Raw genomic sequence first — 26,813 nt, forward strand, 5'->3', positions numbered from 1 at the left:
ATGACACCGACACTGCTGCATGCGCAGGCGCTGCCGGCTGAATCCGAGACGATCCGGGCCGAGGTACGGGAATTTCTGGTCGACGAGCATTCGGCTCGTTCCTTTGAACCGCGTTGTGACAGTTGGCTTGCCGGCTTCGACCCGTCATTCAGTCGTCGGTTGGGCGAGCGTGGATGGATCGGTACCACCTTTCCGACGAAGTACGGTGGTCTCGGGGCGGACGCGTTCACCCGTTTCGTCCTGGCCGAGGAACTCCTGGCGGCGGGGGCGCCGGTCGCCGCCCACTGGATCGCGGATCGGCAGTCCGGTGCGTCGCTGCTGCGTTTCGGTACCGAAGAACAGCGCGAGCGGTTTCTGCCGGGTATCGCTCGCGGTGAGCTCTACTTCGCTATCGGGATGAGCGAGCCCGATGCAGGCTCGGATCTGGCGGCCGTTCGTACCAAGGCCGTTCGGGCCGACGGAGGTTGGCTGGTCGACGGCACCAAGGTGTGGACCAGCCATGCACACGGTGCGCACCAGATGCTCACCCTGGTGCGGACCAGCCCGCTGGACACCGGTCGACGTCACGACGGGCTGAGCCAGTTCGTCATCGACCTGTCCAGTCCCGGTGTGAAGTGCAATCCGATCAACTTGATGAGCGGGGCCCACCACTTCAACGAGGTCGTACTCGACAATGTCTTCGTCCCCGATCAGGACGTGCTCGGCACCATCGGTGACGGCTGGAACCAAGTCACTCACGAACTCGCCTATGAGCGGTCCGGGCCGGAGCGTTTCCTCAGCAGCTACCCACTTCTCGAGGCCGCGAGGCCCTACCTTGCCGCGACGCCCGGTGGACGGCGGGTGCTCGGCAGATTGACTGCTGAGTTGTGGACGTTGCGAAGCATGTCGATCGCCGTCGCCGCCGAGCTACATGCCGGCCGTCGCCCCGACGTCGCTGCGGCGATCGTGAAGGACCAGGGTACGAGGTTCGAGCGGGATCTCGTGCACGTGGTTGCCGAGCAGATCGAGGTGACCCCAGATCCGACTGCAACCGGGACACTGGCCGCCATGTTGGCCGGCGCACTCCTGCATGCGCCGGGATTCACTATTCGTGGCGGCGCGAACGAGGTTCTGCGCGGTGTAATTGCAAAGGCGGTGCTGCGATGAATGCGGACGAGATGAAGGCGCTACGGGAATCCGTCGGTGCTGCGTGTGACAGCCCGGGGACGGGCGGATGGCACCCCGAGGCGTGGGAGATACTCGCTGGACTCGGTGTCCAGGCAGTCTCGGTCGCCGAGGAGTTCGGTGGCGCCGGGGGCGACCTGGTTGCGGCCGAGGTGGTTCTCTCCTCGCTCGGTACGGCCTGCGTGTCGGTGCCGATAGTGGAAACGGACCTGGTGGCAGGTCACGCACTGGAGGCGGTCGGTGTGGCGCTACCGTCGGGCGTGGTCACCGCAGCCCTGGCCTTCGACCTGGACGTCGTCGAGGTGCCGGGCGGTCGGTCTCTCTCGGGTGTTCTCACCCGAGTGCCCTGGGGCTGCGTCGCGGACTGCGTCGTCGTTCTCGTCGGCGGAGCCGAACCAGTTCTAGCAGTGGTTGAGGTGGCCGACTGTACGGTTCGATGCGGCGCCAACGTCGCCGGGGAGCCGCGCGACGACTTACTGCTGGACGACGTCTTCGTCTCGGCAGCAGAGCTACATCCGATCGGCGGTGAGCTGATAGATACGGTTCGGCTGCGCGGAGCTTTCGGTCGGGCCGCGCAGATTGTCGGTGCCGCACACCGTGTGTACGAGGAAACAGTGCGCTACGCAGGAGAGCGGCAACAGTTCGGCCGCCCACTGGCATCCCTGCAATCGGTGCAGCACATGATCGCCGGGCTGGCCGGTGAGGTCTGCGCGATGACAGTTGTCGTGGAGAGTGCCGCCGCCGCGGTTCGTGCACGCCCACAGGACTCGTGGTTGCTCGAGGTTGCCCACGCGCGGGTTGCGGGAGCAGCCAAGACGGTGGCCGAGATCGGTCACCAGATACACGGTGCGATGGGCTTCACCCAGGAGCACGATTTGCACTTGGCGACCACTCGGCTGTGGGCGTGGCGGGACGAATACCGGAGCCGATTCGATTCGATCGATTCGATCGCCGATGCTGTCGTCGCTGACGACGAACCATTGTGGCACCGCTTGACGCGGTGACAAGTCCGCCCTGCGTGGGGCGGGCCGGTACTCGATCTGATCACGAGGAGTCCTGAGCCTGATGGCTGAAGAACTGCGGTACGAGGTAGTCGGAAGTGTCGGTCTGATTCGGATCGATCGCCCGGAGAAATTCGGTGCCTTTACCTGGCCGATGATCGACGCCTGGGCGGAGGCGCTGTCCTGCGCCCGACTCGACGAGCGTGTCCGTGTAGTGGTCCTGACCGGTACCGGCAAGGGCTTTTGCACTGGGGTCGACCTGGACGAGCTTGCAGCCGTGGAAGCGACGCCGATCGCCCGCAAGCGGATGCTGACCGACCGCGTGTACAAGGTGGTGCGGGGCGTTCAGGATCTCGACAAGCCACTGATCTGTGCGGTCAACGGTCTGGCGATTGGTGCTGGTATGGACATGGCGTTGATGTGCGACATCCGGCTGGCGGGGGTTTCGGCCCGCTTCAGCGAGGGGTACATCAAGGCCGGATTGGTTCCGGGTGACGGTGGCGCCTACTTCCTGCCTCGACTGGTGGGTACGGCCAAGGCGTTGGAGCTGCTCTGGACCGGCGACATGTTGTCCGCCGAGGAGGCTCGCGTGGTGGGAATCGTAAGCTCGGTCCATCCGGACGACGAGTTGCTCGAGGCAGCAATGACACTCGCCGGACGGATCGCAGCGCGGTCGCCGATCGCAGTGGCGATGATCAAGCGCGCGGTCTACCAATCTCAGCGCCACGACCTCGACACCAGCCTGGACCTGATTTCCTCGCACCTCGGCGTGGTGCAGGCGACCGAGGACTACGAGGAGGCGATGTCCGCTTTCCGGGACAAACGTGATCCGGTCTTCCGGAACCGCTGATCGATCGGGCATCTATCAGGTCACCCTCGATTGACGAATACGGGCCGCGTCCGCCCGATCCGGAAAGGATCGGGCGGACGCGATAGTGGCGCTGAGGACTTCAGTTCTTTCCGAACCCTGCCAGCGCATCCGTGGACGCGGAGAGCGCGGCCAGGTGGCGGGTGTAGTCCTGCTCGGTGTGATAGGCGGCTTCGAGCGGCAGGCTGTCGCTGCGTACCAGAGACGCTTTCGCCATCCGGACCGCGACGGGGCTCTTGGATGCGATCAGGGCGGCGAGTGCGCGAGCCTCGTCCATGAGATCCTCGCTGCTGACGACGGAATCCAAACCGCCGCGGCGAAATACCTCGCTCGCTGGGACCCGTTCAGCGGTGAACATCATCCGTCGGGCCATGCTAGGGCCGACCAGACGTTGAGCGAAGGACGCACCCCCCAGGACACCGACGTCGATCTCGGTCAGTGAGAAGGTTGCGGTGTCCACCGCTATCGCGATGTCGGAGCAGGCGACCAGGGCGACACCGGCGCCCACGGCCGGACCGTTGACGGCGCAGATGACGGGGAGGGCGCAGTGTCGTACAGCCCAGAAAGCTTCGCGGGTGATCAAGTATGGGTCGGCAATGTTGGCGGGAGCGCCTAGTTTGCGTTCTTCCTGGAGGTCTTTCACGTCTCGGCCACCACAGAAGGCGCGGGTTCCGGCTCCGGTGAAGATCACCGCAGATAGGTCGTCGCGCTCACGGAAGTCCTCGAACGTCTCTTTGATCTCGCGGTACGTGGTCCGCGCGAGTGCGTTGACGGGAGGGCGATCGATCACCACTTCGGCGATGCCGTTCGTCTCGGTCACTCTCAACCCTGGTGTCATGTCTCATCTTTCCGGCGCGCCTGGTGAGCTCGCCTTGGCTAACCCTCGTCGCCGAGGACAAGGTTCCCTAGCGAACGTACGTCCTGTCGACAAAAGTGTCAACGAAGACGTTGATTTATGCATTCATATGAAGAGGCGGAAGTGTTCTCGACGGATGCATTCCAGGGGGCGAAGGTGGGGCTGCGCCGTTCGCGGAATGCTTGGACGCCTTCGTGATGATCGGCCGATTCGAGAGCGACTTCCATCAGGTCGGCAGCCTCCTCGTAGGCCGATGAGAGGTCTATCTCGTCGGCGCGGTGCAGTTGGAGTTTGATCTGGGCCCAACTCTGCGGCGAGCAGGTCGCGGCCAGTTCACGAGCGCGCGCCAGCGCGGTGGGCACGACGCGCTCGGCGGCGACGGCTGATGTCGCCAGGCCGATTTGTTCGGCCTCGGTGCCGGTCATCACTCGGCCGGACAGCAGGAATTCCGTGGCGCGGCCGAGCCCGATCAGGCGGGGGAGGAGCCAGGCGGTACCGTGCTCGGCCACCAAGCCCAAACGGGCAAAGGAGGAAGTCAATTTCGCGTTATTGGCAACGATTCGAATGTCACAGGAGAGCGCGAGTGCCATGCCGATGCCGGCCGCCGGACCGTTTACGGCAGCAATCGTCGGTTTGGGTAACGCGGTGAGTTCGCAGAATCGTCGTCGGGTGGCCCGGTCCGGACGGGCGACCGGATTCTCGGTGGTGCCGAGGATGCTCATCGACGCTCCGGCGCAAAATCCGCGACCTGCTCCGGTGATCACGATCGCGCGCACGTCCGAGTCGCCGACGGCGTTGTCGAGCGCTTCGAAGAATGTGCTTTCCATCGAGTACGTCCACGCGTTGAGTTCACTCGGGCGATTGAGGGTGATCAGAGCGACGCCCTGCTCGGCCGGGGCGACGATGACTTCGGGTTGGTTCACGGTCGCGACGCTACCGATGTCAGAAAAATTTATCAACAAATATGTTGACTACATGTTATGGTGCGATCATGGATGTAGAGTTCGCAGGCCGGTCGGTCGCAATAGTCGGAGCTGGAATCATGGGCGCTGGTATTGCACAGGCCGCTGCAATGAGTGGGCACAGGGTCGCGGTGTGCGACCAGTCCTCGGAGCAGTTGGAGAAGGCCGCTCAGGAGATTGATCGGAGCTTGGGGATCCTCGTGTGCAAGGGCCGTATCGACGAGCCGACAGCTGCTGCGGCACGAAACGCGCTGCGCTTCTGCGATTCCGTCGAGGAGGCAGCCGCGGGAGTTGATCTGGTGATCGAGGCCGTGGTGGAGAATCTCGAGGTGAAACAGCGGGTGCTCGGTGCGGCGGCCGTCGTGGCAAGTCCGCATGCGGTGTTGGCCACCAACACCTCTCAATTGTCCATCTCGTCGATAGCTTCCGGTCTGGGCCAGGACGCGGACCGGGTGATCGGTCTGCACTTCTTCAATCCCGTGGTGTTGATGCGCCTGATCGAGATCGTCCGCGGGTTGATGACCAATGATGCGACCGTCGAGGCTGCCCAGGCGTTCGCGGTGTCGTTGGGCAAGGAGACCGTCTTGTGTCTCAAGGACAGTCCCGGGTTCTTGACTTCGCGGATATCGGCGATCGTACGGCTCGAATGCCTACGAATGTTGGAGGAGGGAGTGGGGACGGCGGAAGATATCGATCGCGCGTTGCGCCTGGGCCTCAACTTCCCGATCGGTCCACTCGAGCTGGGGGACCGCAACGGCCTGGATACGTACTTGTTGGTACTGGAGTCGCTGTCGCAGAGTCTCGGTGAACGATTCCGCCCGACGGTGGGCCTGCGCAATCTGGTGGCGGCCGGCCGCTTGGGTCGCAAGACCGGAGCCGGTATATACGACTATGCGGCCGACGGCTCGATCCGGGACGCTGATTCGCATGGCTGATCTGCTGCCGGGCGGGTCGGGAGAGTCGGTGCGCACCCGACTCGAGGAAGGGCTGCTCACCGTATGGCTGGACCGGCCCGCAGCGGCGCATGCACGTAACCAATCCATGCGCGACGAGTTGTCGTCATTGTGGCGTGCGGTCGCCAGTGACCGCGCGGTCCATGCTGTCGTCCTCACCGCCACCGGTGAGCGGCATTTCTGTGCCGGAATGGATTTGAAGGAATCCGCACAGCCGATTACCGCCGAGGAGCGGATCGACAGGCTGAGGGCCAGTCGCGACATCGAATTGCTCGCGGCTTTGCCGCAACCGACTGTCGCCGCAGTCAATGGTGCGGCGTTCGGCGGCGGCTTGGAAATGGCGTTGGCCTGCGATATTCGGTTGGTGGCAGCGGGGGCTCTGGTGGCACTTCCCGAGGTGACCATCGGGATCGTCCCCGGCGGTGGTGGCACGCAGCGACTGCCCCGACTGATCGGATACCAGCGGGCCGCTGAACTGATCCTGACCGGCAGGCGGCTTTCTGCTGTCGAGGCGGTCGAGATCGGCATCATGTTGCGAGTCGTCGAGGGTCAGGGCTTGCTGGACCAGGCAGAAGAGCTTGGTCGCTCGATCGCGAGGAGTCCGTCTGCCGCCGTGCGTCGCGCCAAGGAGTTGATGCGCCGTAGTGACGAAGTCTCCCTCGCGTTGGGCACCGACTTGGAGGTCGATGCCTTGGTTTCCTTACTCGGTACGCGTTGAGTGATACCGGCGCAGTCGAAGTGAACGGGCTTGGTGGGCAGAATCTTACGATGGTGCACACCAAGCCCGTTTCCTGGTCAGCGAAGTCCGAGTTGGGTCACCGTTGCGCCGGCCTGGGCGTTTAACCACCAGGTGTCGGCGCCGACGGGTATGAAACTGTAGCCGTCGCCTGCCAGGCGGAGCGCTGCTGCCGCGTCAGCGCACGGAATGCCGACAGGGAGTTCGTGTGCTAGTGCAGTCCTGCGAATATACTCGATTGCGTCGGCGTGCTCCCCGGGAATCGAGTCCAGTCCCGGCGGTAGTCCGTAGGTGATGGCCAGGTCTCCCGGTCCGGTGTAGAGGCAGTCGATGCCGTCCACGGCCGCGATCTTCTCGACGTTGTCAGCACCGCGTGCCGTCTCGATCATCACGATGCAGGCCGCGCCCTTGCTGACGTCGACCGGGTTGCGACCGAAGGAGTAGGCGGCGCGCATCGGGCCGAAGCTGCGATTTCCGCCTGGGTGGATCCGACAGGCCGCCACCGCTGCTGCGGCGTCCTCGGCTGTCTCGATCATCGGGAAGATGATGCCATGTGCACCCGCGTCGAGCACCTTCGCCGCTGCATGAGGATCGGATGACGGCATTCGCACGATGGGCGAGCAACCAGTGCCGCTGACTGCCATCAATGAGTGCAAGATGGCGTCGAAGCTGAACGGACCGTGCTGAGCGTCCAGACCGATGAAGTCGAAGCCTTGGCGGGCAAGGAGTTCGGCGATGAACGGGGAACCGGTCGAGGACCAGGCGCCGTAGGCCACCTGACCGGCCGACCAGCGCTGCTTGGGGACGTTGATGTCGTTCATTAGAGGCTCACATTCCTTCGTGGTGCTCGAGAGTCTTGACAGGTGTGCGATCGGATGTAGTACCTACCGCGACAGCTGTTGTCTACTGCCTCGTAGTCGGAACGGTCAGGGCGGACTTCATCTGGCCGAGGGATTCGGGAGAGTTACCGGACATACTGTCCAGCAAGGATCTTGCGACCTCGCGTGCGGTGCCGGGCTCGCAGAGAATGGCGCCGGTGCGGTCGAGCGAGAGGTCTTCGGCCGTGTGAGGAGTCCCGAGTAGGCACAGGCGGCGAATCCAGGGATCGGGGAGGAACCGACGCAGCGCTTCGGGATCGGCAGTCAGGCCGATGGTCACTTCGGGCATCCGGGCGAGCGCGGTGCGAGAGATGACCAGGACGTCGGCCGAAGTGGCCAGCAACAGGCCCAATCCCACGGCTGCCCCCTCGACGGCGGCGACCACGGGGGTGGGGTGGTTACGTACAGACCAGATGCACTGCTGTGCAAGCATGTTTGCGGTCTCTGGAGTACCAGGATCCTTGGTGTCGAATCCCGCCGAGAAGATTTTTCCGTCACCGGCCAGGGCAATCGGTCGTGGGTCGTCGTGTAGGCGGGTGAGGGCCTCGATGAAGTCGCGCAGCATGCTCTCGGAGAAGGCATTGACCGGAGGTCTGGCTATGCCGATCTGGACGTGAGTTTCGCACGAGGTGACGTTGACGGACAAGGTTAGATATCCCTAATCGACACGCGGCGCCTTCAGGCACTGCTTCAACTTGAACGTGGGGGTGCGCACCCGTGGGTCACGGTACATGCCGGGCAACTCCAGCGTATGACGGCCGAATCGTAACAATATCGAATGCCTTTTATCAACATATATGTTGATAAAAGGCTATCATTGTGGCAGGCTCGATGCTGCGGTCGGCGTTAGAACTCTGGTTCCCGCCGCAGCCCATTTGTTTGTCTGGTTGAGGGAGGAAGGCGCCGATGAGCTCAGTGTTCGCGCTCGGAATTGCGGAGTCGAGCGGACATGCTCTGACCGTGGACGGTCTACTTCGGCGCGCCGGTGAGGTCGATCCGGCCACCGTGGCGATCGTGGACGGCGAGCAGCGGATAAGTTTCGCTCAGCTCGGGGAGGCTGCGAACCGATTTGCATCGGGCCTGGCCGACCTGGGCGTCTCTCCCGGTGACCGGGTTGCGATCTGGGCGCCGAACTGCATCGAATGGGTTGTCTCGTTCTTCGGGGCAGTGCGTGTCGGTGCGGTGGTTGTTCCCCTGAACACAGGGTTGATGAGCGACGAGGTAACGTACCAGATCGGGCAATCCGGAGCCACGGTGCTGATTGCCGCTACCGATCACCACTCACGAAATCTGGCACTCGAGGCGATCGCCGGATTGTCCGAGGTGCCAGGAGCTACGGTGATCTCAATCGGTGCCACGGTGCCGGAAGGTACGATCGCTTGGGAGAAAGTCGCTGAGGCAACAGGTCCCGGGCTCGACCATGTGCCTTCGCCGGACGATCCGCTGATGATGCTCTACACCTCCGGAACAACCGGTGCTCCGAAGGGCGCTGTGCACACGCACCGGTGCTTGGAGTCCCTGCTTACTGCGGTCAAACGGATGCAGCTGACCGAGCGCGACTGCGTCGTGCTCTATCTGCCACTGTTTCATGTCTACGGGCTGATGGCCGGGCTGATCATGATGACGGCGGCTCGGGCAAGGATCGTGCTGATGGGTCAGTTCGACAGCACCAAATCGCTGGAGTTGATGGAGTCGGAGAAGGCGAGCATCGTCTACGGTATTCCGACCACGTACATCGATCAACTCGGACATCCGGGGATCGCCGACCGTGACCTCTCCGCGGTCCGTCTCTCGATTACCCCGTTTCCGCGCGATCTCGTAGACCGGGTATCGACGCGTTTCGGTAAGTGCCTCAACACCTTTGGAATGACCGAGACCGCTTCGATGGCTTTTCTTCCGGCGTTGGACGACCCGGAAGAGATTGCGGTCGGTACGGTTGGTCGACCGCTGGACGGACTCGAGGTACGCATCGTGGATCCGGTGACCGGCGACCAGGTCGCTGAGGGTGTGGCCGGATCCCTGCAATTGCGCGGGCCGCAGGTCTTGAGTCATTACCACGAGCGCCCGGACGCGACCGAGGCCGCATTCGGTGCCGACGGCTGGTTCAAGACTGGGGATATCGCCCGGCTCGACGCCGGGGGTAATCTGACCTTCGTCGGCCGCAGCGGCGATCACTTCAAGGTCGGGGGCGAGTTCGTCGACCCCGTCGATGTGGAGGCTGCACTGCAGAGCCACCCAGCCGTCGAACGGGCCGCGGTCCTCGGAGTGCCAGACGACCGGCTCGGGTCCGTCGCGCACGCATGGGTCAAGTTGCGGGCCGGGACGGGCGTGGATTCGACAGACGCCCTGAGTGAGGAATTACGCGAGCATGCCCGTGATCGGTTGGCCTTCTTCAAGCGTCCACGCTCGATCCATTTCGTCAGCGAACTTCCGGTCACCGCCAGCGGCAAGGTCCAGAAGTTCCGATTGAAGGAAACCCTTCCCCGCTGACGTGGGGTACTGAAACAGCCGACCGAGTGGACAGGCGTAGCGTCCGTCCGCCTGACACGACATCGGAGTACAAAAATGCAGGTCAATCAGGCCATCGCGGCCGCCCTGATCGGTGGTGGCGTGGACACGATGTTCGGGCTCATCGGGGACTCCAACCTCTTTATGGTCAACGAGTTCGTGGAGACCCACGGCGGTAGATATGTTTCGGCCGTGCACGAGGCAAGCTCGGTGATGATGGCCCACGGGTATGCCTCTCGTAGCGGTCGAGTCGGTGTCGCAACGGTCACTCAGGGCCCCGGACTCACCAACACCGCCACTGCGCTCGTCGAGACCGTGCGCGCGAGTACGCCGCTCGTGATGCTGATCGGCGACACGGCTCCGAGTAACCTGCGTAATCTGCAGAGCCTCGCCCAGGAGCCGTTCGTCCGGGCCACCGGAGCCGAGTACCTCCTGGTCGAATCACCGGAGACGGCGGCCGAGACAGTCTGTCGTGCACTACGCATCGCGGCCGGTCAATCGCGACCGGTGGTGGTGAACTGCCCGACCGAGTACATGTGGGTCGAAGTCGCGGAGCCGGCGCTCGACCCTTCCGAGGAATTCATCGAGGCTGCATCGGCTGTACAGCACGAGCTCGACGAGGCGGAGTTGGATACCGCGGTCGGGTTGATCGCGTCGGCAACGCGGCCGTTGGTGGTCGTGGGTCGCGGTGTCGTGGATTCGAACGCGGGCAAGACGATCAAGGATTTCTCCGAACGGCTCGGAGCGCCGCTGTTGACCACGCTTCGGGCGCGTAATCTCTATGGCGCAGGAGATGGTTCGCTGGGGGTGTTCGGCACTCTCTCCAGCGAGAAAGGCGCTCAAGCCATCGTCGAGTCCGACTGTGTAGTGGTGTTCGGAGCGAGCCTCAACACGTGGACCACGGCACACAACACATTGCTCACCGGCAAGCCCGTTGTTCACGTCGACGTGCAGCGCGCCACTCTAGGCAGGTTCACCGCGGTGACGGCGCCGGTGTGCGGAGACGCGGCCACTGTCGCCGAGGCGATCACCACCTGGTTGGACGAGGGTGAGATCGAGCCGGCGACGTTCCGTGCGCGCGTTGCCTCCGACTTGGTTGCACATGATCTCGAAGCCGCCCCGGTCTCGCGGGATCGACTCAGCTTTGCCGGCGTACTGACCGATCTGATGGCAGCCGTGGACGAGCAGCGCACGGTCGTTTTCGACGGTGGTCGGTTCCTCGGTGAGGCCTTTGCCCACGTGCACGCTCCGGGCGTAGCGCGCCAGGTGCTCTCGACGTCCTTCGGCGCGATCGGGATGGGCATGGGTGCCGCGATCGGTGCTGCGGTGGCGGCATCTGGGGAGCCCACGGTCCTGGTCACCGGTGACGGCGGCTTCATGATGAACGGGCTGGCTGAGCTACAGTCCGCGGTGCGACAGCAGATTCCGTTGACGGTTCTCGTCTGCAATGACGGTAGTTACGGGGCCGAGTACGACCAGTATGTTGCCAAGGGGGTTCGGCCGGACCTCTCCCTTTTCGAATGGCCCTCTTTCGCCGATGTGGCAACGGCGCTGGGCGCGGCCGGGGTGACGGTCGGTCGACTCGAAGATGTTTCGGCCGCGGTCGAGGCGATACGTACCCACGACAAGTGCCTCGTCATCGACATCCAGGTGGGCCCGGACCAGGTCGTGGAAGTACCTCACTGATCTGATCCGGACCGTATCCGGTTGTTCAGCCGGCGGACGCCGGGTGACCCCGCTTGGAGAGTTGGGGGCGAGCGTCCGGTGCGAGGGCGCCGGTCAGGACTACCTCGGCCATACCGTCGGCGATGTCGACGGCGGTCAGAGGTCCGCCGGGCACATACCACCACGAGGTCCAGTTGAGCATTCCAACGACGAGTTTGGCGAATACCTTCGGCGGCAGCGAAACCTGGATGACACCCGCAGCGATACCGGCTCGCACCGTCTCCTCGACAAGATCCTCGTACCGGCGACCCGAGGCGACGATCTCGTCATAGAGTTCGTTGTCGATGATCTCCGGCGTCGGCCCGCCGCGAAAGAACAGGTAAAGCTGTGGGTAGTGCTTTTCGTAAGCGTGCATCACCACGTGGATAGAGCGCCGGAGGCGCTCCTCTGGATCGATTCCGCTGTCGGCGACCTCCTCGAGCGCAGAGACCATCTCCAACAAGCCACCGCGGATGGCTTCGTGGAAGATCGCGTGTTTGTCCTTGAAGTAGTAGTAAATCGTCGCGCGATCGACTCCGGCTTCCTGAGCGATCAGGTTGATCGTCGTGCCGGCGAGACCGTGACGTTGCAGTACCGGGCCGGCCGCGTCCAGGATTGCCTTGCGCTTCGCCCCGTACTTCGCATGATCCTTGCGCTGTGCCTCTTCGCGCTTGGCGGCCAGCGTTGGCGCTGCTTTCGGTTTCTTGGCCATCACGTTCTCCGCGCCTTGTTAGTCGTTGTCGGCTTCCCGTATTCGGGATCGAGTCTGCCATAGCAATCTGACGCAAACGTTGAATCGTGGCGAGTGCGTCGTTTGATGGCTCGTCTCTTGGTTCAACGATATCGTTGACCATGGTGGATGTCGCTTGGAGGTCTGGTTCTCTTGATGTCCGGTTGGTTGGGTAGTTTGCGGCAATCGACGTCTGGCGGACCAGATCGGCTCTGCCTGCCCCTCCATTCTTTGTGTAAATGGTGCCAAGGATCACATGCAGGGTTGCAGGTAGGGGCTTACCTAACTCCGCTTTCCTGGCGAGTAGGTCTCGGGCGGTATGGGTAGGTGTGATGGGACCACGGCGGTGGTGAATCGGCATCGCGGGGTGGAGTGTGGCGCAACGTCGCGTCCAGCGGTGGCTTACTTCCGTTACAGTGCACCGAATCTATCGATAAAATTGTCAACATAAACGTTGACTTGTGAACAATATGGTGGATACGATGCGAATGCCAGCATTTGTTGGCTGCTCTGGAAGTCTCCATGTCCCCGCCTCGACCAGTGTGTCTGTGTCTTCAGGTGGTCCGTCGCTTGTTTGGGAGTTGGTTGCTGTGAGTCGTGTTCCGGTGATTTCGTCTGATGGTCATGTGGCTGCTCGGATGGCTGATTATCGTCCGTATTTGGATGTTGAGTTTCGTGCGGATTTTGACGAGTTCTTGGTGCAGTACGAGAAGTATGGTGTGGTGACCGTTGATGCCGAGAATGTGAATGCTCGGTTGGATCCGGAGGCGGCGGCTGAGTGGTTGGAGAAGGTTGCCGAGCCTGGTCGTTTGGATTCGATGTGGGATCCGGAGCGGCGGATTGTGGAGTTGGATCGTGAGGGGATTTCGGCGGAGGTGTTGTTTCAGGAGTTCGCGACGCCGTTCATGATGAGTTCGCCGACGCGGGCGATGGCGATGGGGTTGGCTCCGGCGAGTGTGGAGCAGTTGTCTGCGGGTTTTCGGGCGTATAACCGGTGGTTGGCTGATTTTCGTTCGGTGGCTCCGGAGCGGTGGATTGGTATGGCTGCGGTGAGTTTTCATGATTTGGGTGCTGCGGTGGAGGAGATTCGGGCTGCGGCGCGGTTGGGTTGTGGTGGGGTGGCGATTCCGGCGGTGGAGGATACGGCTCGGATTTATCAGGCTGAGTACGATCCGGTGTGGGCGGTGATGGAGGAGTTGGGTCTGGTCGCGAATTTTCATGTGGCGATTGCGAATAGTATTCCGACGTATGTGGGTGCGCCGACGGCGACGTCTGGTCGTGCGTTGGTTGGTTCTGATGTGTTCACGGGGATTCGTGGTTTGTTGCCGTCGTTGATTTTTGGTGGGGTGTTGGAGCGTTTTCCTGGTTTGAAGGTGGTGTTCACGGAGACGCATTCGGATTGGGTGTTGGGTGCGTTGGCGCGGATGGATCATTCGTGGACGAATTCTGAGTTGAAGCGGGATATTCGGGATGTGGTGAAGATGCGTCCGAGTGAGTATTGGGCGCGTCAGGGGTTTTTGGGTTCGTCGATTTTTTCTCGTGCGGAGATTGGTGCGCGTGGGGAGATTGGTGTGGACAAGATGATGATTGGTATTGATTTTCCGCATAGTGAGGGTGCGTGGCGTCATGGGACGTTGCGTTATTTGCAGGCGACGTTTGGTGCTGAGGGTGTGGCGCCTGCGGAGGCTGAGCGGATGTTGTATGGGAATGCTGCGCAGTTGTACGGGTTTGATGTGGCGGCGTTGGGGCCGGTGGTGGAGCGGTCGGGGTTGGATTTGGATGAGGTGTTGACGGCGCCGGAGGTTGAGCCGCAGTTCCGTGGTGATTTGCATCGTCCCCTCATCCACGGCTGACCGGTGGCGGAAAACTGGACGATGAACAACGAACAGCACCTGCAGGCCCGAGGAGCGCACCGATGAAGGTCACGATCAACGGAAACCTGTGTGTCGGATCAGGACAATGTGTCGACTTCGCACCCGATGTCTTCGAACAGCGGGGTGACGGAGTTGCGCAGGCACTTTCCGGCGATGTGCCCGAGGAGTTGGAGTCCGAGGTCCGTGAAGCCTGGGAATCCTGTCCGGTGATGGCAATCAAGTTCGACGGCGAATGAGACACACAGCCGAGGAAGTCCCGCCGCGCGAAATTTGGACGGAGCGCAGAGCGCCCTCCGGAATCGGGTACCGACAAGTTGAGGAGAGTTGGTTCGTATGACAAGCACACAGTCCGAGGTCGACGCATTGCGTTCGTCCTTCGACCCCTTCACTCACGAAATGGTAGAGACCCCTTACGCCACGTTGGCACACGCCCGCTCGATCGCTCCGCTCTTCTGGTCGGACGTGCTCGACGCTTGGGTGGTAACCGGGCACGCGCTCATGGAGGAGATTCACCGCGACCCGAAGCGTTTCCCCAGTGGTGGTCTCGGTGTGATGACACAACCGCCTGCCGAGGTCCAGGAGATTCTTTCGGCGATCGAGTTCGTCTCGCCGCTGCGGGCCACCGATCCGCCGGACCATACCCGGCAGCGCCGACCAACTCTTGCTGCTGTAGCGCCCCGTCGGGTCGCGGCGCTGGAGCCCATGATTCGCCGGATCGCCGACGAACTCATCGACGATTTCATCGAGCGGGGTTCATGTGACTTCCGGGCCTCGTTCGCCTATCCGTTTCCGCTGCGGGTCATTTCGGGCCTACTTGGATTCTCTGACGATGTGGCCGACCGGATCCACCGCTGGGCTGCCTGTCGAGTCTCGTTAGCCTGGGGAAAGATGGAATTGGAAGAGTGGAAGGACGCAGCCCGTGGAATGGTCGAATTCTACGAGTTCATCCGGGCAGAGGTGGTCGATCGGCAGGAGAACCCGCGCGACGATGGTTTGAGTGACTTCGTACAGAATGCGCTGGGTGCCGCTGAGCCGATGACCGTGGCCGAGATCGTAGAGCAGACGATGGGACTTGTCACCGGTGGACATGAGACCACGGCCAACTGGCTGACCTTGTCGATGCACCACCTGCTCACCGAGCGCGCGCGGTGGGAGGACTACTGTAACCGCGACATCACTACGTCCGAGTTGGTCGAGGAGACCTTGCGGTTCGACAGTCCGGTCCGTGCGGTCTGGCGCAAGGCGGGCGAGGACCTGGAGTTCGGAGGGGAGAACTTGAAGGCTGGTGAACGTATCTACTGCGTCAACGCTGCCGCCAACCGTGACCCCGAGGTCTTCGAAGATGCCGCCGGCTTCTGCCCTGGTCGTCAAAATGCCCGCCTGCACTTCACTTTCGGGCGGGCCACACACCATTGCATCGGGGCAGGATTGTCTCGCAGAGAGGGCGCCGCAGCGTTCGAAGCACTCGCCGCACGGTTGCCTTCGGTCCAGCTTGCCTCGAACGAGTTGACCTGTGTCCCAAATGCGACTCTGCGAATCACTGAGAAGTTGATGATCACCTGGGACACGTCCGACACGGCTCCCGCATCTACGAACTGAAGAGGCCTTCACAGTGACTGAAACGCATGAGGCCGTTGAACCTGGAGCACTGTGCAGGTCCTTCCGGCTCAGGAATTACGTGGATGGGCGCGTGGTAGTGCCAGAGGACTTCACACTCGACACAGGGCCGGTTCCAGAGCCGGCGCCCGGCACCGTCTTGGCCAAGACGCTCGCCATGTCTGTCGACCCTGTCTTGAGGGGGTCCATGACCGGTGTGAAGACCTTCTACCACCCGCAATTTCAGCTCAACGAGCCCGTGCACTCTCGTGGGGTCGGGCGCGTCGTGCGATCGGAGCATCCCGACTACCGGGTCGGTGACCTCGTGACCGGCCGATTTGCCTGGGCGGACTATAGCGTGATGTCGCCGGAGACAGCCTTTCGCGCCGGAACCGATTTACGTCCGGCAATGCCCAGCGATGTCAAGATCACCCATCATCTCGGGTTGCTGAGCAGTTCGGGTGAGACCGCCTATTACGGCATGGTGTTCGTGTCCAAGATTCGTGCCGGTGACACCGTCGTGGTCTCGGGCGCCGCCGGTGCAGTTGGTTCACTGGCAGGCCAGATCGCTCGAATTCTGGGTGCAGGCAAGGTGATCGGTTTGGCAGGTACGGACGAGAAGTGCGAGGTTCTTACTTCGCAACTCGGATTCGACGCCGCGATCAACTATCGGGAGCCTGATCTCGCCTCGCGACTCGAGCAGGAAATCCCGGAGGGGCATACCATCTACTTCGACAACGTAGGTGGTGCGGTGTCGCAGGCGGTGATGAATGCGATGCCAGTAGGGGGTCGAGTCGTCGAGTGCGGCCAGATCTCGACCTACGACGACGCCGGAGGCGGGTGGATGGTCGACATTCGGCCGATCCACGCCAAGCGTCTCGAATTCGTAGGCTTTGCGCGGTACCACTTCTCGGAGTTCGCTCCGTCCGCAACCGCGCAACTCGCAGCCTGGTCGAAGGCTGGTGCGCTGAAGGCGTTGGAGACACAATGGCACGGTCTCGAGGCGCTTCCGGGAGCATTCATCGGAATGTTGGCCGGAGCGAACACCGGCAAGATGGTCGTCGTTCTCGAATGACCCCAGACCGGACAACCGCTTGGATTCATGCCGAGGTGTTTCAGAGAGGATTATCCCATGGGGACGACGCGCGGAGGCGGTGAACTGGAGGAATTGATCGGCATTCGTGGTAAGCGCGCGCTTGTGGTTGGTGGCGGGTTCGGTATCGGACTTTCAGTGGCCCGGACGTTCTCGGCTAGCGGCGTGCAGTTGGCCCTCGTCGAGCGAGAGGAGGACCGGCTCGGTGCGGCATGCAGGGAATTGTCCGCGTTCGGCGTTCATGAGGATGTCACGGCCGCCGGGGTCGGCGAGCGTGCGGTACAGGCTGCCTCGGATGCGTTGGGTCCATTGGACATACTGGTGAACATTGTCGGTCGTGGGCAACAGATCGCTGCTGCGGAGCAGACCTTCGAGCAGAGTCTGGACTTGATGAAAGTCAACTACAGCCATCATGTGGAATTCTGTGGCGCGTTTGCGCGCAGGTGCATGGCCGAAGGTCGGCAGGCAGCGATGACTCTGGTTTCCTCTTTGGCAGGGACGGTGCCGTTTCCCATGCGTTCCGGCTACGGCGCGGCCAAAGCGGCTCTGGACTCCTTCGTCCGTTCTGCTGCAGTAGAATTCGGTCCCTACGGGATTCGCGTCAATGCCGTAGCTCCCGGAATCGTGGATACCGATCGAAGCGCGGTCAGCGAGGAGGCCGCCGCCGACTACGCGCAGGCAATTCCGCTGCGCAGGGTGTCCAGTCAGCAAGAGGTGGCGAACAGTGTGCTGTTCCTCAGTTCTGAACTGTCCTCGTACATGACCGGTCAGACGATGATCGTCGACGGCGGAGCCTCACTGCTCACGAGGATGTGGCCCTGAGTTCGAGCGATGTCCGAGACGCTGGAATGATTCGGTACGGCTCTGCCGGTCGGTGCGGCGAAGCCGCACCGATTTCGAAGTTTCAACATATATGTAAATTTTCAGACTACAAATACCAAGTTGCTTCTTTTAACTGCATATATTGCAGTGGTCGTTTCCAACCATTCCGTTGAAAAATCTGTATTTTCAATGTTAGGCTCGCCACGTCCGGAGCTTGGTGGGGTTTCCGGTGCGAGCACGGTGATGCCGGGCCGTAGGTAGAGATCGATTCGAGAGGACTGCACATGAGCGACCTGAAGAACACCAAATCGGCTGAGGAGCTGATGAATTGGTTCATCGAGGAGTACAACAAGGGTAAGGGCTATGCCGCCGTCATCATGCACCCGGAGGGAACGCTCGAAGAGCGCCCGAGCGCGACGTACCCGAACGGGCGGAAGGTGGATACGGCAGGTCTGGTCGGTATGGAGAATCGGCAGTTGGCTCTCCAAGGTAATCGGAGGCTCATCCCTCAGCGTATTGCGGTCATCGACCCTGCTGGTGAGGCGTTCGTGCAGTACACGCACAAGGGGCACACCGCGGACGGCGCCGAGATCACCTTCTTCGGGCTGAGCGTCATCCAGTTCAAGGAAGACAAGGTCTTCCGTTGGGTCGACACTGTTGTTCGCTTCAAGAAGGAGAACGGCTCCGACGAGATCGTTCCGTACTGAGGAGTTGACGTTGACCGGCGAAGGAACCGACGGTGGAGTATTCGAGGTCTACGGCCGTCGAATCGTCGTAGCGGGCGCCGGGCGTGGGATCGGGAGGTTTCTCGCTCTGCAGCTGGCGCGCAGCGGCGCATTTGTCCTCGCATGCAGCCGAACTGCGAGTGACTTGGATTCTCTCGTTGCCGACGGGCAACGCCATGGTGCCGCAATATCTGCGGTGGTTGCGGATCTGTCCACCGTCGACGGGGTCGAGACCATGGTTGCCGAGGCTGTCGCGGATTTGGGCGGGGTAGACGCCCTGGTGAACAATGCCGGCTGGGATACCCGCCGGCCTGCGCTCGACTATAGCGAGATCGAGTTCGACCAGCTGATCGACATCAACTTGAAGTCTGCCTATTTCGCGAGTGTCGCGGCGGCCAAGCAGATGATCGCGCAAGGGGATGGAGGTGCGATCGTCAACATCACCAGCCAGGCCGGAATTTCCGGCAGCATGCACCGTGCGCCTTACAGTGCGGCAAAGGCCGGATTGATCAATCTCACCAGGGCGTTGGCCGTCGAGTGGGGGCCTCATCGGATTCGGGTGAATGCGCTGGCTCCCGGAGTGACGTTGACCGACCCGGTGCGCCGAGCCCTCGAGAGCCGCCCCGGGTTTGCCGACGAGATCCGGGAGCGGATGCCGATGGGCAGGCCTGCCTCGGTGGAGGAGATGAGTGCGCCGATCGTCTTCCTGCTCACTCGGGCGGCGGCGATGATCACCGGCCAGACGCTGGTCGTGGATGGTGGATGGACATCTTCCTGGTCCAGTTCGCCTGCGGCGCATCAAATTCTGGGTAGTCAACACACTCCTGAAGTTAATACAACGATCAGTTAGGGACAGTTGTGCCAATAACGACCATTTCCGATAATGCAGCGCTTGTCGTCATCGATCTTCAGACCGCAACTGCAGCTTTGCCCACACAACCCCTCGATCCTGCATCGGTAGTGTCCGCAGCCGCGTCGCTAGCGAAAGACTTTCGTAGCAAAGGCCGTTCGGTAATCTGGGTCAACGTGGCCGGCGCTCCGGCCGGGCGTACCGAAGCGCCTGGTGGTGGAGGTGGGCAGTTTCCGGAAGAATGGACCCAACTCGTCTCCGAACTGGGGGTGCAGGAGGGTGACGAAACATTCACCAAGCATGCATGGGGTGCCTTCCATGATGGAAGATTCCACGCGCTCCTCGAGAAGTTGAATTGCGACCAGATCGTTCTGGCAGGAATCGCTACGAGCGCCGGTGTCGAGTCTACCGCGCGAAGTGCTTTCGATCGGGGATTCAACGTTGCGGTGGTAACAGATGCCATCGCAGATGTGAATGCGGCGGCGCATCGACACAGCGTCGACCAGGTTTTCCCGTTGATCGGTGAGACCGCATCGACCGAAGAGATTCGAGTTCTTCTCGGAATCTGAAGCGTCAGAATCCGAATGGGGCGAATTGACCGAAAGGTCCATTCGCCCCATTTGATCTTCTTCTTTGGCGAGCTTGCCCTTACTGATTTTTTAATTCACCGCAATCGAGAATTTGTCAACAACACTGTTGACATAAGGATATGATTTGGCGCACACTAGATGTGCGGCGAAGTCGGTGACTGAAGATGCTTAAAGCTCAAGCCGCACAATGACGGTCTGGGTTGCCTCGAAATCACAGGCTCTCGGATCAGGAACTCCAGCAGGTGGGACCTCGATCAGCGGGGTTGTAGCTGCTTGTCCCTGCCACGCTTTTGTCTCCGCGTGCGCTCGGGTATCGCGCACACATGTCGTGGATGACCATTTCTAGATGAAGAGGTAGATCTGTAGTGAAGGTTCTTGGAAAGACCGCAGTCGTCATCGGTGGCGCCTCCGGCATGGGAAACGGTGCAGCTCGACTGTTGGCAGAACGAGGTGCACGTGTCGCGATCCTCTCCTTCGAAGAGGACAGCCCCCGGATTGCTGCGGAGTTGGCAGCAGAGACAGGCGGTGAGATCGTCGGCTGGCAACTCGACATGGAGAACCGGGAGCAGGTTTACTCGGTACTCGATGCAGTGGTCGAGAAGTTCGGTGGTATCGACATCAGTATCAACACCGCCGGACAGATCGATTCGGCCAAAGTCACCGAGCCTGAGTTCCTTCCACTTCTGGAGCGGATGCTGTCGGTCAACCTGGTAGGAACACTCAACGCGGTGGACGCATGCGTTCGGATTATGCGGAGGAACGTGCCCGACGAGGACGGCGAGCGCGGTGTCATTCTGGTAACAGGTTCGATGGCATCCCTCGAAGGCGTTCCGGGCCAGGCACCTTACTGTGCGTCGAAGGCAGGTCTACTTGGGGTCGTGCTTCCTGTCGCGCGTGAGATGGCGGGTGAGGGAATCCGGATCAACGCCATCGAGCCCGGCGGATTCGAGACCCCGCTCACCGCGAGACTCTCACGCAAGTTCAAGGACGGCGTCGCGAGTGGGATCCCCAATCCGCAGCGTCTCGGGGTGCCCGATGACTACGCGGTCTTCGCTTTGGCGTTGATCGAGGCCAAGTACGCCAACGCCGGAACGTTCCGGCTGGACGGGGGGTGGCGCCAGGTCTTCCCCTGATCTGATTGAGCCCGAATCGGTTTCGTGAACCAACGAATTCAAGGAGCTTGAATGATTGGTTTTATCGGCCTCGGCAACATGGGGCGCGGCATGGCAGCCAATCTGGTCAGACGTTCGTCAGACGAAGTACTGGTTTTCGACATCAACCATCAGGCCGTCGCAGCCCTGGTGGAGGTCGGAGCCAAGGCGGCGAGGGGCGTCGCCGAGGTTGCTCGCGATTGCGACCTCATCTTCCTCTCGCTACCTGGGCCGACCGAGGTCGGCGAGGTCATTCTCGGCAGGGATGGAATTCTCGAGAACAGTCGCCAGGGCACGACGATCTTCGATACCAGCACCAACTCGCTTACCCTGCAGCGACAGCTGAAGGAGACCTTGGGCGAGCATGGTGTGGACTTGCTCGATGCGCCGGTCAGCGGTGGGGTCGCGGGGTCTGTGTCCGGAGACATGGCTATCTGGGTGGGCGGTGAGAAAACGGTCTTCGAGCGTCACCTTCCGGTTCTCCGAACGTTCAGCGACCATCCGCAGTACGTGGGCGCTTTCGGATCGGGAACACTGACGAAGGTCAGCCACAACATGATCGGCTACATGATCCTGCTGTCGCTGACGGAGACGTTCTCGATGGCAGTCAAGGCAGGAGCCGACCCGCTGGGGTTGTGGAAGTCACTGCGGACCGGTGTGATGGGTCGCCGTTCTCCGCTGGATTTGCTGGTCGGTCAGTTTCTGCCAGGCGAATACGAGAACCGGGAGATGTCGTTGACGATCGCCCGCAAGGACATGTTGATGGGGGCAACTCTGGGTCGTGAGTTGGGGGTCAGCATGCGGCTGGCAGATCTGACGTTGAGTGAGATGACCGAGGCACTCGGCAGGGGTCTTGGGGACGAGGACGCACGCGCGTATCTCAAGCTCCAGTTGGAGCGCGCGGGCGTCGAGATCGCCGTCGACCGTGTGGATCTGGCGGCAGCTGTGGCTGCGATCCAGAACGTTCGTTGAGTTGCATTCTGAATTTGTCATTGCGAATAGAAGGAGAAGATTCATGATGAGGCGATCTCGATTCGCGGCTTCGGTTGCGGCTGCCACTCTTTGCCTGGGCCTTGTGGCCGCATGTGGAGGCGATGACAAGGACACTCAGGTCGTCAAGTTCGGTACCGCCGGAATTCAGGGTACGGCAGTTCTGGCTGCGCATCTGACCACGCTCGGACAGGGGTACTACGACGAGGTCGAGAACGAGTTCGGAGTGGAAATCCAGTTCACCGACATCGATCCGAGCGCGGCAATCCAGATGCTGGATAGCGGCTCGGTTGACGTGCTGAGCACGGCGATGGACACCTACGCTCTGGCCCGGGTGAAGGGTTTCGACTTCCAGACACTGGTCGAGGGTTGGGAGAAGCCCAACATCGCACTGGTGGCGCTGAAGAAGTACGAGAAAGACCGGGGTGACGATCTGGCTGCGTTCAAAGACGCCAGTTGGGGCTATCCGGCGCCCGGATCGTCGCCAGAAGCAGTGTCGAATCTCGCGGCGACCCGTGCGGGACTCGACTGGGAAAGCGTGGAAAAGATCGCCTACGGGCAACTGACGGCAGGTGTGGCTGCACTCGAGGGGGGTCGTATCGACATCATTGCCATCGACGTGGGCAACGCCGGCAAAATGGTCGCCAACGGGACAGGGTATGTGGTCTACAACAGCAATGTGGGAACTGAGATCGTCGGTGGTGGGCCGTCGGCCAAGGCTTCCTGGATCAAGGAGAACCCGAAGGTGGCCCAAGCGCTGGTGGACGCCTATCTGAAGGGGATGAACGATCTGCAGAAGGTTGTCGACGACCCCGAGAAGGTACTGGCACTCTTCCCGAAGAATTACCAGGACCTGATGCGCTCCGGCTTCGCCGAATCATGGGTGATCGCGCGGCCCGCTCAGCGTACCGACGGGCGTTTCGACGAAAGTCAGGTCAAGGAAACCATCGACTATCTGACCACCTACGGTTCGGTCGACAAGAAGGACGCCGCTCTCCTCGAGGGTATTTGGGACAATTCTTTGGTCGACACCTCGACGGTGAGGGTCGAGGTGAGCTGATTCGCAACGTCACGATAGGCGGACAGGACATCATGACGGGCCGCATCGGAGGGTGCCGGCCCGTCTGGGTGTCGGTGGAGTGGCAATTGCGTTCAGGCACGAACATGGGTAACCCGTGAACTCGGCTGCCGAATCTGGCTTTGCCGCATGCTCGACCGGAAGCCCAAGTGCCAGAGCGATCAGTCCGCGTTCGATCCGAGGCATGAAGTGGTCCCCTAGCTCCTTCGGGTCGAAGGAGCTAGGGGACCGAGGAACCCGCAGAGACCGTGTAGGTCTGCCGTGGCGGGTCAGGAACGCAGATCGATTACCGGTTTGATCTCGTCCCACGTTTGCATTCGTTCCATCGCTGTCATGATGTCGGTCAGCGGATAGGTGTTGGAGAGCATCAGATTCCAATCGAAGCGTTCTGCGTTGTGACGGATGAACTCCAGGGCACGGTGGTAGTGCCTGATATGGGCCGATAGGCTGCCGATGACTGTCAGGTGCTTGGCGAGCAGCACCGACGGATTGAACGATACAGACTCGTCGTGCGCCTGGCCGATGATCAGGTAGCGACCGCCCCGGCGTAGGAGGTTGATTCCTTCGTTCCATGCCTGTGGTGCACCTGACGCCTCGACGACGATGTCCGCTCCGCGGCCACCAGTTGCTTCGTGAACAGCTGCCAGACGATCGGCCGGTGAGGTGGTTAGTGGCACCGGAACGGCTCCCCATGCCGTTGCCAGATCAAGTCGCGCTTGGGGGCCACCGATCACAAAGACCCGTGCGGCACCGGCTGACACGGCCTTGGCCGCAGCGAACAAACCGACCGGACCTGCTCCCTGAATTACCACGGTGTGGTGCTCCCGGATGGTCCCGAGTCGCTCGAATGCTGCGATCACGGTGCGCAATGAGCACGACGAGGCAGCGGCGAGTGCGTCCGGCACGTCGTCGGGGAGTCTGATCCGTCCGGACGTTGGGTAGACGTAGGTGTATTCGGAAAATCCTCCGACCAAGTTGGGGTATATCGCAGGGTCGCCCACCATGTAGCCGCGCCAATTGGTGCACAAAGTGGGCTCCCGCTCCACAACGCAGAAGTAGCACTGCCCACACTGGCCGTGGCTCCACGTGATCCGGTCTCCGACCGTCAACTCCTGACCGATCGAATCGGTCGTGGCGTCCGGGCCGAGCTCGGCGATTTCGCCGACCATTTCGTGTCCCAACACCAGTGGAAGAGCACGGTCCGCGCCCGCAGCTCCCTCCCAGACGTGGACATCGGAGCCACACACGGTGGCCACTGTGTTGCGCACCAGGATGGCGCCACGTTCGAGTTCGCTCGGGATGGGTACTGCGCGTATGTCGAGAGGCTTGCCACGTTCCACCAAAACGGCGGCGCGGCTGGTACGTGTCGAATTCATCTCTGTCCGCTCAGTCGAGGTGGATGGTGGTGACCTTTACCTGGGTGCAGCCGAGCAGTTCGTCAAGACACTGCTCGCGACCCAGGCCGGAACCCTTGAACCCGCCGGCGGGTAGACCGACACCGACCACGGCAGAACCGTTGATACCGATCATTCCAGCGTCGAGCTCGCGGGCGACACGGTGTGCACGCTTGATGTCATGAGTGAAGACTGCCCCGGTGAGACCGTATTCGACGCTGTTGGAGATAGTGATGGCTTCCTCCTCCTCACGCCAGCGGATTACGGAGAGGACTGGGCCGAAGATCTCGTCCTGTGCAACCTCGGAGTAGGGCTCGACGTCTGCCAACACTGTGGGTGCGACGAGCCAGCCCGACTCGGCGCCCTCTGGGCGAGCACCGCCGGCGACAATGCGTGCGCCGTCCTTGACCGCGCGCTTGATGAAGCCGAGGACCCGGTCGTATTGACGCTCGCTCACGATCGCCCCCTGACGAACCTCGGGATCGAGGGGATTGCCGACCTTGTGGCCCTCGAGTTGGTTCGTGATCTCCTCGAGAGTTGCCTTCTCGATGTCTTCGTGGACGAGAAGGCGTGACATGGAGCTGCACGACTGACCTGACCACATGAAATTCATGTTCCGGATCGCAGCTGCGGCGACGACTTTCGGATCGACGTCGGGGAATGCGATCAGGGCGTTCTTTCCACCGAGTTCGAGGGCGTAGTCCTTGATACCACCTTCAGTGCCACCTTGGACGACTGCTCGTCCGATCGGCTCACTGCCTGTGAAACCGATCCGCCGGACCTGCGGATGGGCAACAAGCGTCTTGGGCACCTCGGGGCCGTTGCCGACGACGACGTTGAGGACGCCGGCAGGAAGAACTTCGTTGGCCACCTCGCCGAGGAACAGGGCCGACAGAGGAGTGAGTTCAGATGGCTTGAGGACTACGGTGTTGCCGGTGATCAGTGGCGCGATGATGTTCTTGGCCGCGAACATGAGGGGATGATTGAAGGGGACGATCTTGACTGTGACGCCGAACGGAACACGCTCGGTGAAGTGGATATTGCTACTGGCCGGGATCGTAGTTCCCTTGGCTTCCATAGCGAGACCGGCGAAGTATTTGAAATACGCGGCTACGGTCTGGACTTCAGTTGCCATGTAGGCGATGGGGATACCCGCATCGACGCTGTCCAGAACTGCGAAGTCCGCGGCTCGCTCGTCGATAGCCACCGCCAAGGCTTCGATGTACTTCACTCGTTCGGCGACGGTTGTCCGGCGCCAGGTGGTGAACGCCTGAGCTGCTGCTGCGACCGCGAGTTCGGAGTCTTCGCCACTTCCGTCAGGAACGCGTGCGATCTCCTCGTGCGTGTACGGAGAGACCACGGAGTACGTGGCCCCCGAGACTGCTTGCCGGGCCGTGCCTCCGATGGAGAGAGCCCAGGTCCGTCCTAGGATGCGTGTTGCGCGTTCCTGGTTCTCAGTGAGCGTTGCATCCAGAATTCCCATGCCGTAATTCCCTCCGGTAGAAGACGTTCAGGACCTTCGTCCGGCCGGGATCGAGTGCAGAAATTCCGCATGGCAGACGAGGTGTGGGTCACACTGTAGAGCTAATGTCCAGATTCGTCAACGTTAGCGTTGAATCACAGATGTGAGGGCTTAGCGTGAATCCACCGATGGAACTTCCGGCGGTCGGTGTGTCTAATAGAAGAAAGTGCTCCCTGAACTTGGATGATTTGAGTCCTCGCGCAACAAATCTGCCAATTCGGGAAAGGCGCAGTCGGTGAAAGTGTCCCACAGGTTCATCGACGGTTTCGCAGTTGTCGACGACGGCTGAATACTGATCAGCGATCATCGGGGTGGGTTCCAGTAAGCGTTGCAACACCGAGGATGGTTCGGAGCGTAACAGTGCGGCGAAAAGTTCAGCGGGTGAACGGTCTTGAAGGATCATTCGCGGGCACCGCTCACAACGACACTCGGTACCGCCGACTCCGTACTGGTCATCACCGGGATGCGGCTACGAGCAGGCAGGCTGGATCAGGTCAGGCGCAGGCCGAATGGCCACCCAAGCCATCGTCACCGCACGAAAGGCGGGTGCGGTCGGAACGATTCTCGTTCGTGGTGTTTACGCTTAAGACGCCCGCTCAGGCATTTCGCATGCCTGAGATCGAAGGTTGAATTCTCGGTCGTGATGGTCAAGAGCACCGCCGTGCGGCGCGCTATCGAGTCGATTACCGATGATGCCTCGGCGCCCGTGAAATATCCCTGTGCGGTTCGCGGCCCCGAGACTGACGCCTGGATATCCGATGCCGGGGT

25 protein-coding genes are annotated in these 26,813 nt (G+C 61.6%); 18 read left to right on the forward strand and 7 right to left on the reverse strand.

Features of this window, described 5'->3' with window-relative positions; genetic code table 11:
* The 3 genes from ABH922_RS27395 to ABH922_RS27405 all read left to right on the forward strand — a co-directional run bounded on the left by ABH922_RS27395 (position 1) and on the right by ABH922_RS27405 (position 3,015).
* Positions 1-1,146: an acyl-CoA dehydrogenase family protein gene (locus ABH922_RS27395; RefSeq protein ID WP_424810175.1), complete on the forward strand. Its 1,146-nt coding sequence runs from the start codon at positions 1-3 to the stop codon at positions 1,144-1,146.
* A complete protein-coding gene (locus ABH922_RS27400) occupies positions 1,143-2,168 on the forward strand; it encodes an acyl-CoA dehydrogenase family protein (RefSeq protein WP_424810176.1) in 1,026 nt (341 codons plus the stop codon). Before ABH922_RS27395 ends, ABH922_RS27400 begins: the two co-directional genes overlap by 4 nt.
* A gap of 61 nt (positions 2,169-2,229) precedes the next feature.
* A complete protein-coding gene (locus ABH922_RS27405) occupies positions 2,230-3,015 on the forward strand; it encodes an enoyl-CoA hydratase/isomerase family protein (RefSeq protein WP_424810177.1) in 786 nt (261 codons plus the stop codon).
* A gap of 100 nt (positions 3,016-3,115) precedes the next feature.
* On the opposite strand, the gene ABH922_RS27410 is transcribed toward ABH922_RS27405, so the two are convergent.
* Positions 3,116-3,853 (reverse strand): enoyl-CoA hydratase-related protein, encoded by a 738-nt coding sequence (locus ABH922_RS27410; protein ID WP_424810178.1) that lies wholly within the window; start codon positions 3,851-3,853, stop codon positions 3,116-3,118.
* A gap of 116 nt (positions 3,854-3,969) precedes the next feature.
* Positions 3,970-4,812 (reverse strand): enoyl-CoA hydratase-related protein, encoded by an 843-nt coding sequence (locus ABH922_RS27415; RefSeq protein WP_424810179.1) that lies wholly within the window; start codon positions 4,810-4,812, stop codon positions 3,970-3,972.
* Positions 4,813-4,880: 68 nt separating this feature from the next.
* Here ABH922_RS27415 and ABH922_RS27420 point away from each other — a divergent pair, with 68 nt between their 5' ends.
* Complete coding sequence (locus ABH922_RS27420) at positions 4,881-5,786, forward strand: 3-hydroxyacyl-CoA dehydrogenase family protein (RefSeq protein ID WP_424810180.1); 906 nt, start codon at positions 4,881-4,883, stop codon at positions 5,784-5,786.
* Positions 5,779-6,522: an enoyl-CoA hydratase/isomerase family protein gene (locus ABH922_RS27425; protein ID WP_424810181.1), complete on the forward strand. Its 744-nt coding sequence runs from the start codon at positions 5,779-5,781 to the stop codon at positions 6,520-6,522. The genes ABH922_RS27420 and ABH922_RS27425 overlap by 8 nt, the downstream gene beginning before the upstream one ends.
* Positions 6,523-6,599: 77 nt before the next feature.
* Here the strand turns inward: ABH922_RS27425 and ABH922_RS27430 are convergent, their stop codons facing one another.
* Both ABH922_RS27430 and ABH922_RS27435 read right to left on the reverse strand, forming a co-directional pair.
* Positions 6,600-7,361 (reverse strand): HpcH/HpaI aldolase family protein, encoded by a 762-nt coding sequence (locus ABH922_RS27430; protein ID WP_424810182.1) that lies wholly within the window; start codon positions 7,359-7,361, stop codon positions 6,600-6,602.
* An 82-nt stretch (positions 7,362-7,443) separates the two neighbouring features.
* Entirely contained in the window at positions 7,444-8,064 is a 621-nt protein-coding gene (locus ABH922_RS27435; RefSeq protein WP_424810183.1) for an enoyl-CoA hydratase-related protein, read from the reverse strand.
* A gap of 260 nt (positions 8,065-8,324) precedes the next feature.
* Here ABH922_RS27435 and ABH922_RS27440 point away from each other — a divergent pair, with 260 nt between their 5' ends.
* Together ABH922_RS27440 and ABH922_RS27445 are read left to right on the forward strand one after the other, a co-directional pair.
* The gene (locus ABH922_RS27440; RefSeq protein ID WP_424810184.1) at positions 8,325-9,908 is read left to right on the forward strand and encodes a class I adenylate-forming enzyme family protein; all 1,584 of its coding nucleotides are present in this window, start codon (positions 8,325-8,327) and stop codon (positions 9,906-9,908) included.
* 75 nt (positions 9,909-9,983) lie between these two features.
* A complete protein-coding gene (locus tag ABH922_RS27445) occupies positions 9,984-11,612 on the forward strand; it encodes a thiamine pyrophosphate-binding protein (RefSeq protein ID WP_424810185.1) in 1,629 nt (542 codons plus the stop codon).
* A gap of 25 nt (positions 11,613-11,637) precedes the next feature.
* Here the strand turns inward: ABH922_RS27445 and ABH922_RS27450 are convergent, their stop codons facing one another.
* The gene (locus ABH922_RS27450) at positions 11,638-12,342 is read right to left on the reverse strand and encodes a TetR/AcrR family transcriptional regulator (RefSeq protein WP_424810186.1); all 705 of its coding nucleotides are present in this window, start codon (positions 12,340-12,342) and stop codon (positions 11,638-11,640) included.
* Positions 12,343-12,950: 608 nt separating this feature from the next.
* Between ABH922_RS27450 and ABH922_RS27455 the strand changes: the two genes are divergently transcribed.
* From ABH922_RS27455 to ABH922_RS27505, 11 genes are all read left to right on the forward strand, one after another.
* Positions 12,951-14,213 carry an amidohydrolase family protein gene (locus ABH922_RS27455; RefSeq protein ID WP_424810157.1) on the forward strand — a complete coding sequence of 421 codons (1,263 nt, stop codon included), beginning with the start codon at positions 12,951-12,953 and terminating at the stop codon, positions 14,211-14,213.
* A gap of 62 nt (positions 14,214-14,275) precedes the next feature.
* Positions 14,276-14,470 (forward strand): ferredoxin, encoded by a 195-nt coding sequence (locus ABH922_RS27460; RefSeq protein WP_424810187.1) that lies wholly within the window; start codon positions 14,276-14,278, stop codon positions 14,468-14,470.
* A 97-nt stretch (positions 14,471-14,567) separates the two neighbouring features.
* Positions 14,568-15,833 (forward strand): cytochrome P450, encoded by a 1,266-nt coding sequence (locus ABH922_RS27465; RefSeq protein WP_424810188.1) that lies wholly within the window; start codon positions 14,568-14,570, stop codon positions 15,831-15,833.
* Between the two features lie 13 nt (positions 15,834-15,846).
* On the forward strand, positions 15,847-16,905 hold the full coding sequence (locus ABH922_RS27470; protein WP_424810189.1) for a zinc-binding dehydrogenase: 1,059 nt from the start codon (positions 15,847-15,849) through the stop codon (positions 16,903-16,905).
* Positions 16,906-16,962: 57 nt separating this feature from the next.
* Complete coding sequence (locus tag ABH922_RS27475) at positions 16,963-17,745, forward strand: SDR family NAD(P)-dependent oxidoreductase (protein WP_424810190.1); 783 nt, start codon at positions 16,963-16,965, stop codon at positions 17,743-17,745.
* Positions 17,746-18,029: 284 nt separating this feature from the next.
* A complete protein-coding gene (locus ABH922_RS27480) occupies positions 18,030-18,452 on the forward strand; it encodes a hypothetical protein (RefSeq protein ID WP_424810191.1) in 423 nt (140 codons plus the stop codon).
* A gap of 10 nt (positions 18,453-18,462) precedes the next feature.
* Complete coding sequence (locus tag ABH922_RS27485; protein WP_424810192.1) at positions 18,463-19,320, forward strand: SDR family NAD(P)-dependent oxidoreductase; 858 nt, start codon at positions 18,463-18,465, stop codon at positions 19,318-19,320.
* Positions 19,321-19,328: 8 nt separating this feature from the next.
* Complete coding sequence (locus ABH922_RS27490; RefSeq protein WP_424810193.1) at positions 19,329-19,889, forward strand: isochorismatase family protein; 561 nt, start codon at positions 19,329-19,331, stop codon at positions 19,887-19,889.
* A 386-nt stretch (positions 19,890-20,275) separates the two neighbouring features.
* Positions 20,276-21,043 (forward strand): SDR family NAD(P)-dependent oxidoreductase, encoded by a 768-nt coding sequence (locus tag ABH922_RS27495; RefSeq protein WP_424810194.1) that lies wholly within the window; start codon positions 20,276-20,278, stop codon positions 21,041-21,043.
* Positions 21,044-21,094: 51 nt separating this feature from the next.
* Positions 21,095-22,033, forward strand: a complete 939-nt coding sequence (locus tag ABH922_RS27500; protein WP_424810195.1) for an NAD(P)-dependent oxidoreductase — start codon at positions 21,095-21,097, stop codon at positions 22,031-22,033.
* A gap of 43 nt (positions 22,034-22,076) precedes the next feature.
* Entirely contained in the window at positions 22,077-23,111 is a 1,035-nt protein-coding gene (locus ABH922_RS27505) for an ABC transporter substrate-binding protein (RefSeq protein ID WP_424810196.1), read from the forward strand.
* Between the two features lie 287 nt (positions 23,112-23,398).
* Here ABH922_RS27505 and ABH922_RS27510 read toward each other — a convergent pair whose 3' ends face one another.
* Positions 23,399-24,505, reverse strand: a complete 1,107-nt coding sequence (locus tag ABH922_RS27510; protein ID WP_424810197.1) for a zinc-binding dehydrogenase — start codon at positions 24,503-24,505, stop codon at positions 23,399-23,401.
* A 10-nt stretch (positions 24,506-24,515) separates the two neighbouring features.
* Positions 24,516-26,006, reverse strand: coding sequence for an aldehyde dehydrogenase family protein (locus ABH922_RS27515; protein ID WP_424810198.1), 1,491 nt, complete (start codon positions 26,004-26,006; stop codon positions 24,516-24,518).
* Positions 26,007-26,813 lie beyond the last annotated feature (807 nt).

This window comes from Rhodococcus sp. 27YEA15, assembly GCF_049739425.1.
Classification (GTDB): domain Bacteria; phylum Actinomycetota; class Actinomycetes; order Mycobacteriales; family Mycobacteriaceae; genus Rhodococcus_F.

Coding starts and splice junctions, on each gene's coding strand:
- ABH922_RS27395 (WP_424810175.1), top strand. CDS start 1: ATGACACCGACACTGCTGCATGCGCAGGCGCTGCCGGCTGAATCCGAG.
- ABH922_RS27400 (WP_424810176.1), top strand. CDS start 1,143: ATGAATGCGGACGAGATGAAGGCGCTACGGGAATCCGTCGGTGCTGCG.
- ABH922_RS27405 (WP_424810177.1), top strand. CDS start 2,230: ATGGCTGAAGAACTGCGGTACGAGGTAGTCGGAAGTGTCGGTCTGATT.
- ABH922_RS27420 (WP_424810180.1), top strand. CDS start 4,881: ATGGATGTAGAGTTCGCAGGCCGGTCGGTCGCAATAGTCGGAGCTGGA.
- ABH922_RS27425 (WP_424810181.1), top strand. CDS start 5,779: ATGGCTGATCTGCTGCCGGGCGGGTCGGGAGAGTCGGTGCGCACCCGA.
- ABH922_RS27430 (WP_424810182.1), bottom strand. CDS start 7,361: ATGAACGACATCAACGTCCCCAAGCAGCGCTGGTCGGCCGGTCAGGTG.
- ABH922_RS27440 (WP_424810184.1), top strand. CDS start 8,325: ATGAGCTCAGTGTTCGCGCTCGGAATTGCGGAGTCGAGCGGACATGCT.
- ABH922_RS27445 (WP_424810185.1), top strand. CDS start 9,984: ATGCAGGTCAATCAGGCCATCGCGGCCGCCCTGATCGGTGGTGGCGTG.
- ABH922_RS27450 (WP_424810186.1), bottom strand. CDS start 12,342: ATGGCCAAGAAACCGAAAGCAGCGCCAACGCTGGCCGCCAAGCGCGAA.
- ABH922_RS27460 (WP_424810187.1), top strand. CDS start 14,276: ATGAAGGTCACGATCAACGGAAACCTGTGTGTCGGATCAGGACAATGT.
- ABH922_RS27465 (WP_424810188.1), top strand. CDS start 14,568: ATGACAAGCACACAGTCCGAGGTCGACGCATTGCGTTCGTCCTTCGAC.
- ABH922_RS27475 (WP_424810190.1), top strand. CDS start 16,963: ATGGGGACGACGCGCGGAGGCGGTGAACTGGAGGAATTGATCGGCATT.
- ABH922_RS27480 (WP_424810191.1), top strand. CDS start 18,030: ATGAGCGACCTGAAGAACACCAAATCGGCTGAGGAGCTGATGAATTGG.
- ABH922_RS27500 (WP_424810195.1), top strand. CDS start 21,095: ATGATTGGTTTTATCGGCCTCGGCAACATGGGGCGCGGCATGGCAGCC.
- ABH922_RS27505 (WP_424810196.1), top strand. CDS start 22,077: ATGATGAGGCGATCTCGATTCGCGGCTTCGGTTGCGGCTGCCACTCTT.
- ABH922_RS27510 (WP_424810197.1), bottom strand. CDS start 24,505: ATGAATTCGACACGTACCAGCCGCGCCGCCGTTTTGGTGGAACGTGGC.
- ABH922_RS27515 (WP_424810198.1), bottom strand. CDS start 26,006: ATGGGAATTCTGGATGCAACGCTCACTGAGAACCAGGAACGCGCAACA.